We start from the raw sequence: 10,490 nt of genomic DNA on the forward strand, positions 1-10,490 counted from the left end.
TCTCAAAAAGCTGGCGAATTGGACCTGGAAAGGTCCTCATCGCCAGCTTTTTCGTCGAAAAAATAGAACAAAATGGACAAAAATAGGTCGGATCATAGAAATCCGACCTATTTTGTCAACGGTCTGAGGCTCCCTATCAAAGGGAGCCTAAACTTCGATATTTCCATGAACCGTATCTGTCTCGTGGGAATGGATCATTCCTTTGACAATCGTATTGCCGATGATCAGGGTTTGTCTTGACGTATTGGTTTGAATTGCCGTTATCCTTGCGGCCGTATTGCTGCGGAGCGTGTTGTCGAGGATCGCCGAGTTCGACGATTGGTCGAGATAAATGAGGATAGCCGGCAAGGTCGGCCTGCCGAGCGTGATCGTATTGCCAATAATCTCGTGGGTTCCGCGGGTGAGATACAGCGTGACAATCAGCGGTGAATCTTCGATGTCGTTTCCGATAATTTTTGTATGCTCATTTGTCGAGCAGTATATTGGAAAGTTTCTGAAGCGGGTGAAGGTGTTTTTCCGAATGACTGCAGAAGCCGTATTTGTGACGGATACGGCATATGACTCCGGCACCGTTTGAAAGCCGGCCGGCGAAATAAAGTTTCCTTCTATCACAGCATTACCTTGCGATATCCAGATGCCTCTGGAGAATTGCTTGATGACGTTATCCTTTATTTGGACGTCATTGCCTGTGCTCCTGACCGCAAGTACGACATTTGCGATCTGATTGCCGGAAAACGTTACATTGTCTGATTGCGTGATGCTGAGAGCGGTGCCGGACCTTTGCTCAGGCACGTCGTTTTCGATATTATTCCCTTCAATGAAGATTTGCGACGCTTGATAAGCAAGAATTCCGGCATTTACAAAATCACGGATTTGATTTCCCGTGGCAAAAACGCTTTTTCCGCGGATATCGATGCCTGTCGTAAAACCCGAAATCAAATTCCCCTTTATAACGGCATCGCTTCTTGCTTCCAAAGCCCCTACACCGAGGCCGTTAATTCCGATGCTCTGTCCGGTGGATTCGGGGTTTTTCTTGATGATATTGTTTGCAATCGTCGTACTCGTCCCGTATCCGTATGAAATGGTACCGTCTGCGATATTGCCTTCGATGATGACAGAAGTGCCGTTGAAATTGGAAATGGCATTGTTGACATTGCCCTTTAACACGTTGTTTCGGATGATGACATTAACGGGTTCTTCATAGACGATGTTTCCTTCACTGTAGCCTTCTATATCAATCCCAAAACGGGGAGCCGTGCCGTTGCCTGTCCCCGCATCTGCAATTTCGCATCCTTCAACAAGAACATTGTCGCACCCTGTGATCGACAAATTATTTCTTCTGGAGCGCCTGATTTCACAATTGGTTACCTTAATACGCTTTGACGGCTTATAGCCGTCTCCTCCGTTGCTGATAATGATTCCGTCTCCTGTAAAATCGGCTATTCTCACATGTTCAATAACGACATTTGACGCCCCTTCGATACAAATTCCGAATCCCCATTCATGGGTCGGTCTCGGCGCCGGTGTATATGTGTGTTCATCCCTTTCCCCAATGATGCTGCCTCCGGATATTTTCACATTGGATGTTCCGCCTATATAAAAAGCAGCGTATCCCCATGAGCTGTTCGGTTTTACCTTGATGACGGTCTCCGCGTCCATCAAAATTTCAATATTGCCCGGAACATTGATGCCGGCTCCGCGAAACGGAGCACGCGGGTCGCTGTTTTTCGTCCCGTCAATCAGGTACGTGCCGTTCGGTATCCATACCGTGTTGTATCCCATCGACTTTGTCCACGCCAAACATTCGTTGATCGCATTTGTGGAGTCTGTTTTGCCGTCGCCGACAGCACCGAACTTTGTCGCGTCAACCACTGTCATTCTCATTTCCTCAGGTTGCTGCTGCACGCTGTTTTCAGCCTCCTTTTGTAAAACGGTTTCCGATATATATATGCCAATCTAGTAAAATCCGCTTGTACATGAGATAGGTAAAATTTTATTAAAAAATCTTTTCATCTAAATTTTTTTCCAAAAGTTTTTACTATCCGCTTGTAAAGCGCTTCACAACTTGTTGCATTAGCGATCAAAAATTCAAATCGATTGAAGGTGTATTGACACGAACATTATATAAGAATATGATTTTTATAATAGACATAGAAAGAGAAGGAGTATTGCGAATGTCAAACCATCAAAAAGAAACTTTTCAAAACATTCCGCAAAAGGGGTTTTTTGGACATCCCCGCGGACTCTTCACTTTATTCTTCACTGAATTTTGGGAGCGTTTTTCATACTACGGTATGAGAGCCATCCTTATCTACTATTTGTATACAGAGGTGACAAAAGGCGGCCTCGGATTTGATCAAACCACAGCAAACTCGATTATGGCCGTATACGGTTCCCTCGTCTATATGTCCGGCATCATCGGAGGCTGGATAGCGGACAGGCTCCTCGGAACTGCAAACACCGTGTTTTACGGCGGCGTGCTCATTATGTTCGGACACATACTTTTGTCATTCCCGGGAAGCGTCCCCGCGTTTTTCATCAGCATGTTCTTGATCATCATTGGGACAGGCCTTTTAAAACCAAACGTATCAAGCGTTGTCGGCGAGTTATACAGCCCTGAAGACACCCGCCGCGATTCAGGTTTCAGCATCTTTTATATGGGGATCAACCTTGGCGGATTTCTTGCGCCGATTATCGTCGGCACAGTCGGCCAGACATACAACTACCATCTCGGCTTCAGCCTTGCTGCCATCGGCATGCTGTTCGGGCTGCTGACCTATTTGGCGACACGGAAGAAAAACCTCGGACCGGCCGGAAGAACGGTACCGAATCCGCTGACACCCGCTGAAAGAAAAATGGTGTTCGGACGGATTGGAATTGGTGTTTTGGTGATCGCTGCCATCTTTGGCTATTCCGTCTTTATGGGCTGGATGACAATTGAGCTGTTTACGATGATTGTCAGCTGTCTCGGTATTTTGATCCCGCTGATTTATTTCATCGTTATGTTTAAAAGCTCCAAAACGACGAGTGATGAACGTTCCCGTCTCACAGCTTACATTCCGCTGTTTGTCGCATCGATGATGTTTTGGGCGATTCAGGAACAAGGCGCCAATATTTTAGCCACCTATGCAGATAAACGCACTCATTTAGAATTTTTAGGTGTCCAATTGCACTCATCTTGGTTCCAGTCGCTGAATCCGTTGTTCATCGTTGTGCTTGCACCGGTTTTCGCATGGATTTGGATGAGGCTCGGCAACCGTCAGCCGTCAACGCCGACGAAGTTTTCACTCGGCTTGATTTTAGCCGGACTGTCATTTGTCGTCATGATTTTCCCTGCTTATATCAACGGCACTGAATCGCTTGCCAATCCAATGTGGCTTGTGCTCAGCTTCCTGATCGTCGTTCTCGGGGAATTGTGCTTGTCTCCAGTCGGGTTATCCGCAACGTCAAAGCTGGCTCCTGCGGCATTCTCAGCGCAGACGATGAGTCTATGGTTCCTGTCAAACGCTTCTGCACAGGCCATCAACGCACAGATCGTCAGATTTTACAGCGCTGATACAGAGATCGCCTACTTCGGCGTCATCGGCGGTGTATCCATCCTGCTCGGAATCATTTTGATGTTGCTGTCACCGAAAATTCAGAAATTTATGAAGGGTGTCAATTAAAAAGCAACAGGCCGATACTCCTTTTCTGAAGGATTTGCTTCTTGTCCGGCGAATAACTGAATAACCAATCGGTGCAGGATGGGAGGATAAAATTTTGGCGATCAAAAAGACAGCAAAGCCCGGATTTGTTGGTGTTGGCTTTTCACAAACCGTTTCATTCGAAGAAGCCCGGGCGAAAAAGCTCCACGGCATCATTCAGCAGCTGAAAGACCGGCGCGGAGAAATAGTCGGTGTTCAAGAAGACAGCGGTATGTGGGCCATATCGGATCATCACGGCGAAGGGGAATTCACTTTTTATATATTAATGGAGACGGAGAGCCTCCCCGAAACCCTTCCGGAAGGAATGATCAGCTATCAGGCGCCCGCTCTGACATATGCTCATACAAGACATCCGCAGCATGAGCGGCCTGAAGTGACTTATCAAAAAGTCTATCAATGGATCAAAGATCAAGGTCTTCGTTTAAACTGTGACGCTTTTACACAATTGGAATTTTACCCGATGGATCAGGATTTAAACGAACTTGCGTTTGATATATACATTCCGATTCAATGAGAGATAGCGATGTTAAAGGCAGCCCCCAGAAAAAATTCCGGGGGTTTTCTTTGCGGTTTCGCACTCTAGAGTATCGGCGGTCTTTTTTAGCCATCGCTTTTTAACAAAAGTTTACATCCCCGCAAATGATAATTTTCATTGGTTTGCTAGGATAAGTGTTATCAAAAGGAGGTTAATATATGAACTTTTACAAAACGCTCGCCTTATCAACACTTGCAGCATCTTTATGGTCTCCCTCATGGAGCAGTCTCCCCCATAACGAAGCTGCGGCTCACAAAGAATTCACGGTGACTGCCGATGCGGAGACAGAGCCGGTGGATACCCCTGACGACGCGGCAGATGACCCGGCGATTTGGGTTCATCCGAAGCAGCCTGAAAAAAGCAGGCTCATCACAACAAACAAAAAATCGGGCTTAATCGTCTATGATTTGAAGGGAAAACAGCTTGCGGCCTATCCATTTGGCAAATTAAACAATGTCGATCTGCGCTACAATTTTCCGCTCGATGGCAAAAAAATTGATATTGCCGGGGCCTCAAACCGGTCAGACGGCAAAAACACGGTTGAAATTTACGCCTTTGACGGCAAAAAAAGCAAGCTGAAGAACATCGTCAATCCTCAAAAACCTATTCAAACCGATATCGAGGAGGTATATGGCTTCAGCCTGTATCACAGCCAGAAAACCGGCAAGTTCTACGCCATGGTGACCGGAAAGAACGGAGAATTCGAGCAATATGAACTGTTTGACAACGGAAAAGGACAAGTCGAAGGCAAAAAGGTCCGCTCATTCAAAATGGGCTCTCAAACAGAAGGACTTGCGGCAGATGATGAATACGGCAAAATGTACATCGCCGAAGAAGATGTTGCGATTTGGTCTTTCAGCGCCGAGCCGGACGGCGGAGATAAAGGAAAAATCGTCGATCGTGCCGACGGACCGCATCTAACCGCTGATATTGAAGGGCTGACGATTTACTACGGAGAAGACGGAGAAGGGTATTTGATCGCATCCAGTCAGGGCGATAACCGCTATGCCATCTATGACCGGCGCGGGAAAAACGACTATGTCACCGCTTTTTCAATTGATAATGGCAAAGAAATCGACGGGACAAGCGATACCGATGGAATCGACGTCATCGGCTTCGGCCTCGGCAAAACATATCCATACGGCATCTTTGTCGCCCAAGACGGCGAAAATACGGAAAACGGGCAACCGGTCAATCAGAACTTCAAAATTGTCTCCTGGGAAAAAATCGCCGACGCGCTGGATGACAAACCTGATATCGATGATCAAGTCAATCCCCGAAAACTGAAAAACCGAGCCAAATAAGGACGGATCCGCGGGTATTTCCCGCGGATTTTTCACATCCCTTCATGTTAAGATAACAATTAATGGAGGGATGGTATTGCGTCTAAATCTTTATGCTGTAGTGTTTATTATGTTGGCGGTTTTATCAAATGTGGTGCTTCTCTTTATTTTCGATCAAGGTGTGTTGGCGTATATTTCAGCTGTCATCTTCCTGCTCGCTGCTGCAAGTTGCACGAAGCGCCGGCCTGAAGAATGAGGCTTCCTAGGCTTTGCGGCTTCTCCGCAAAATGCTCGTTCCGTATGGAGGCAGTTTGAGAGCGCCTTTTTTCCGGGTTCCTTTTAAGACGTCCGTATATGTTTCTTCCGGAAGCGAGACCGTGCGGTGTTCCGCTGTAAAATTCATCACGAAAATATAATCGTGGCGGCCGTCTGTGCGGAGCTGGGCGGTGACGCCTTTCGGAAGCTCTGTATCGAGCACTTTGGCAATCACGCACTCTTCAATGAGCCTCGATATAAACGCCTCTTGGAACGCCGCCTCATTCCTTGAAGCGATATAGTAGGCCTTCCCGTCTCCGAACAAATTGACCGTCAGCGCGGGCCGGCCCGCGTAAAAATCTTCCCCGTACAGAGCGAGCGCTTCGGCTCCTTCTAAATGAATCAGATCGCAAAGCTCGCTGGCTTCATAGCTCCCGCTTAACCCGAGCCGGTTATCTGCATCCATCACAATCGTATTTTTCTGTCCGTCATGAAGCGCATCGATCTCCTCAGACCAAATGCCGAGCGTTTTTCTTAAGCCTCCAGGAAACCCTCCCAAGAACACAAGATCATTCTCATTGACAATGCCCGACCAATAAGTGGCGACAAATGTACCCCCGTTTTGAACGAACTGTTCAATCCTTTCGGCGGTGCCTTCTTTCAGCATGTAGAGCATCGGGGCGACCAAAAGCTTATAGCGGGAGAAATCGGCCTCCATATGAATCACATCAACCGGTACACCTTCACGCCAAAACGGTTCATAAAACGATTTGGCTGTCCGTTCATAATGCATGCCGATATTGCGCGGACCTTGGGCGTCTTCCAAGGCCCAGCGATTCTCCCAGTCAAATATAATCGCGGCCTCGGGTTCGACTGTCGTTCCTGCGACATCCTCAAGTTTTTCGAGCTTTTCCCCAAGTTTTTTTACTTCCTGGAAAACGCGCGTATGCTCTGATCCCGCATGATCAACGACTGCCCCGTGAAACTTTTCGCTTGAGCCGCGGCTTTTCCGCCATTGAAAATACTGAACAGTGTCCGATCCGTGAGCGACTGCCTGTAATGATGACAATTCGTGCATACCGGGGCGCTTCAGCTTGCTGACGTCCTGCCAGTTCGTCATGCTCGGCGTACTTTCCATCAGCATGAACGGCCGGCCGCCTTTAAGAGACCGATTGATATCATGAACAAAAGCAATATCGGCTCCAAGCCGGCTGTCTTCCTGCCGGCTGTTGTGCCATGCCGGATAAGAATCCCACGAGATGACATCAAGCAAGTCGGCGAACTTCCAATAATTCAATCCCGCGTATGTTCCCATAAAATTCGTCGTCACGGGCAGGTCGGGGTTAAAAGAACGGACATGGGCAATTTCATGCCGGCAAAAATCAACCGTCTGATCCGTGACAAAACGCTTCCAGTCCAAATTCAAACCGTGAACAGCATCCTCGCCGTGCGGAGCCGGCGACTCGATCTCGTCCCAATCTGTATAGGTGTGGCTCCAAAACGATGTCCACCATGCATGGTTAAGGCGGTCCAGCGTTTTATATTTCGCGAGCAGCCACTCTCTGAACTTATCTTGGCAAAGTTCACAATGACACTCTCCGCCGTATTCATTGGAGATATGCCAGCCGATGACAGCCGGGTGATGCGCATAGCGCTCCGCAAGCCTTCCGTTTATAATCGCCGTTTTCCTGCGGTAGACAGGCGACGTATAGCAATGATTGTGCCGCTTTCCGTGAAGGTTTCTGATCCGGTTGCGCTCCGTTCTCAGCACCTCGGGATACTTTTTGGACATCCAAGCCGGTCTGGCACCGCTCGGTGTAGCCAAGAACGCATAAATTCCGTTTTCCTTGAAAGTATCAAGAACCTGATCGAGCCAATCAAATGTAAACCTTCCTTCTTCAGGCTCGAGCGAAACCCATGAGAAAATGCCGACAGACATCACATTGCAGCGGGACAGCTTCATCAGGCGGATATCTTCTTTTAAAACGTCCGGATATTTAAGCCATTGATCAGGGTTGTAATCGGCTCCATGCAATAGTCGGGGAACTTTCCGGCTGATCGGGGGATACGGTTTGACCATCGTAAAGTTTCATCCTCTCTTCCTCGTTTTCATATGACGCGGAGACAGACATTAAACGCTTACAAAAACAGGTTGTTAGATTATATACTCTGTTTTCTTCCCTCTTTCCTGCCTGGTGGATGAATTTTCCTGTAGGATTGAATTTATCTTTCTTTATTTGTAAAATATAATCTATCATTAACATTTTTAACTTTATTTCCATACACTTGACTAAATCAACTATTTTATTATAATTGATTAAAGCAACGATTTATAGAAAGAGAGGTTTTGAGATGACAGAAATCAATCATTCTATCACATTAAAATTCAGAAAGTTCAATCGATTCTACACAAATGTGCTCGGTTTTCTGAATGAACATATTTATGACAGCCCTTTTTCATTGACGGAAACCCGGATATTATTCGAAATTCACAATACGGCCGATTGTACAGCCAAGCTGATTCAAGATACGCTCGGCCTGGACCGGGGCTATGTCAGCCGGATCCTGAAACGGTTCGAAAAGGAAAATATGGTCTATAAAAAGAGAAGCGAGGAGGACAGCCGCAACCACTATATCTATTTAACAAGCTTCGGCGAATCCATTTATAAGAAGCTGGAGGCAAAAGCCAATCAGCAAATCGAATACATGCTGAAGCATATCGACGGCCCCCATCAGGAAAAGCTGACGGAGGCGATGAATACAATTGAATCCATATTGTCGGAACACCTGCCGCCCGAAAAATCGGACGTTTCCATAAGAGATTACTATATATCGGACGATATCAAACTAATGATCGAAAAACAACGTGCGTTTTATGCGGAGACACACGGCTGGGACGATTCATTTTTGGATTACCTTCACGAAACATTTGATGCCGATATCGAAAACATCTGGATCGCAGAGAGCGCCGGAAGGTTTGCGGGATGCGTCGGGCTCGTCAAACATCCCGGCAAAACCGTACAGCTCAGATGGTTTCTGGTCGATGCCGCTTTTCGGCATCAGGGAGTCGGCACGCGCCTTTTGAAGCATCTCATCGATTATTGTAAAGACAATCAATTTGAGCGGATTTTTCTATGGACGGTAAGTACGATGGCTGAAGCGCGGCCTTTGTATGAAAAATTCGGATTCAGACTGACGGAAGTGAAAGACGAGACTTTATTATGGGGACAGCGGCTCCGGGAAGAACGCTGGGATGCCGAGTTAGGCTGACGAAATGGAGGATCTATGAAACGGAAAATACACTACGCCTGGATTATCGTTTTTGTGACGTTTTTGACGCTTTTGGCCGTCCAAGGAGTGCGCCTTTCTTTCGGGGCCTTTATTCAGCCTTGGGAAGAGGAATTTTCAATGGACAGGGGCACGATTTCGCTTATTTCCATGCTGAGCTTCATTGTCTACGGCGTATCCCAGCCGGTAATCGGCAGGCTTGTCGACCGGTTCGGACCGCGGATCATTTTATCTCTCAGCACGCTTCTGGTCGGCTTGAGCATCTTTTTTACATATCTCGTGACTTCTCCGTGGCAACTGTTTATTTTGTACGGCATCATCGTTTCTCTCGGCGTCGGCGGTGCGTCGAATGTCGCATCGACCGTGATCGTGACCAACTGGTTCAATGAGAAGCGGGGGCTTGCATTCGGCATTATGGAAGCGGGATTCGGCGCGGGGCAGATGCTGCTTGTCCCTGGATCGCTCATGTTGATCCACTGGTTTAACTGGCAAGTGACCGTCATCGTTCTCGGATTGTTTTTAGCTGTTATCGTATTTCCGATCGTCATCTTGTTATTGCGGAATCATCCTTCGGAAAAAAATGTACAGCCGATCGGCGGCACTCAGGGCGGCGAGATAAAAGAAGAGCCGGACGCCCAGCCTAAAAAGATTCCATACAAAGCCGTTTTTCTCAAAAGAACGTTTTGGTTCCTCGTCTTGCCGTTTTTCATTTGCGGATTTACAACGACGGGGTTAATGGATACCCATCTTATCCCTTTTTCGCATGACCACGGGTTTTCGACCGAAGTAACAAGCGCCGCTGTCAGCCTGCTGGCCGGGTTTAACATCATCGGAATTTTGATTTCCGGCGTCGTCGCTGACCGCTGGAGCAGCCGAAAAATTTTGTGCTTTTTATATGCCGTAAGGGCGCTGTCGCTTGTCATTTTGTTGTCGAGCCACAACTCGGTCCTCCTGCTTTGCTTCGCGGTTTTGTTCGGTTTGGTCGACTTTGCGACCGTCGCCCCGACGCAAATGCTCGCAACCCAGTATTTCAGGCAGTACTCCGTCGGGTTCATTCTCGGCTGGCTGTTCCTCAGCCACCAGCTCGGTTCGGCGCTCGGCGCTTATTTGCCGGGCGTCTGGTACAGCCAAACAGGCAACTATAACCTGTCTTTCTACCTTTCAATCGTTATTTTGGCGGCAGCAAGCATTTTGAATATCCTCCTGCCGGAACCTAAAAAAATAAACCCCACACTGAATCAGGAAGGACGTTCAGTCCAGCAATAATGAAAAAACCTGTTTTTGATGTTCAAAAACAGGTCAGGCTGTCGAGAAAATCTCGACAGTCTTATTTTTTTCCTTAAATTATCCATTTTTTCATTTTATAATAAAGAAAAGGATTGAAAAGGACGGTGTCATTCTAATGTTCTACACAAGAAATTCTTC

At 47.3% G+C, this 10,490-nt stretch carries 8 protein-coding genes; 6 read left to right on the forward strand and 2 right to left on the reverse strand.

What is annotated here, in order from left to right; translation table 11 throughout:
* Positions 1 to 147 precede the first annotated feature (147 nt).
* Complete coding sequence (locus KI350_RS22555) at positions 148 to 1,884, reverse strand: right-handed parallel beta-helix repeat-containing protein (RefSeq protein ID WP_025809547.1); 1,737 nt, start codon at positions 1,882 to 1,884, stop codon at positions 148 to 150.
* Positions 1,885 to 2,174: 290 nt separating this feature from the next.
* On the opposite strand from KI350_RS22555, the gene KI350_RS22560 reads away from it, so the two are divergent.
* The 4 genes from KI350_RS22560 (at position 2,175) to KI350_RS22575 (ending at position 5,778) form a co-directional block, all read left to right on the forward strand.
* A complete protein-coding gene (locus tag KI350_RS22560) occupies positions 2,175 to 3,665 on the forward strand; it encodes a peptide MFS transporter (RefSeq protein WP_020450157.1) in 1,491 nt (496 codons plus the stop codon).
* Positions 3,666 to 3,759: 94 nt separating this feature from the next.
* Positions 3,760 to 4,218, forward strand: a complete 459-nt coding sequence (locus tag KI350_RS22565; protein ID WP_025809544.1) for a GyrI-like domain-containing protein — start codon at positions 3,760 to 3,762, stop codon at positions 4,216 to 4,218.
* Positions 4,219 to 4,397: 179 nt separating this feature from the next.
* The gene (locus KI350_RS22570) at positions 4,398 to 5,543 is read left to right on the forward strand and encodes a phytase (protein WP_025809542.1); all 1,146 of its coding nucleotides are present in this window, start codon (positions 4,398 to 4,400) and stop codon (positions 5,541 to 5,543) included.
* A gap of 76 nt (positions 5,544 to 5,619) precedes the next feature.
* A complete protein-coding gene (locus KI350_RS22575) occupies positions 5,620 to 5,778 on the forward strand; it encodes a hypothetical protein (RefSeq protein ID WP_164468291.1) in 159 nt (52 codons plus the stop codon).
* A 6-nt stretch (positions 5,779 to 5,784) separates the two neighbouring features.
* On the opposite strand, the gene KI350_RS22580 is transcribed toward KI350_RS22575, so the two are convergent.
* Positions 5,785 to 7,857 (reverse strand): beta-galactosidase, encoded by a 2,073-nt coding sequence (locus KI350_RS22580; RefSeq protein ID WP_025809540.1) that lies wholly within the window; start codon positions 7,855 to 7,857, stop codon positions 5,785 to 5,787.
* Positions 7,858 to 8,129: 272 nt separating this feature from the next.
* Here KI350_RS22580 and KI350_RS22585 point away from each other — a divergent pair, with 272 nt between their 5' ends.
* The gene (locus KI350_RS22585; RefSeq protein WP_020450152.1) at positions 8,130 to 9,047 is read left to right on the forward strand and encodes a bifunctional helix-turn-helix transcriptional regulator/GNAT family N-acetyltransferase; all 918 of its coding nucleotides are present in this window, start codon (positions 8,130 to 8,132) and stop codon (positions 9,045 to 9,047) included.
* Positions 9,048 to 9,062: 15 nt separating this feature from the next.
* On the forward strand, positions 9,063 to 10,331 hold the full coding sequence (locus KI350_RS22590; RefSeq protein ID WP_026580532.1) for an MFS transporter: 1,269 nt from the start codon (positions 9,063 to 9,065) through the stop codon (positions 10,329 to 10,331).
* Positions 10,332 to 10,490 lie beyond the last annotated feature (159 nt).

This window comes from Bacillus sp. J41TS8 (assembly GCF_018333035.1).
GTDB lineage: Bacteria > Bacillota > Bacilli > Bacillales > Bacillaceae > Bacillus > Bacillus paralicheniformis.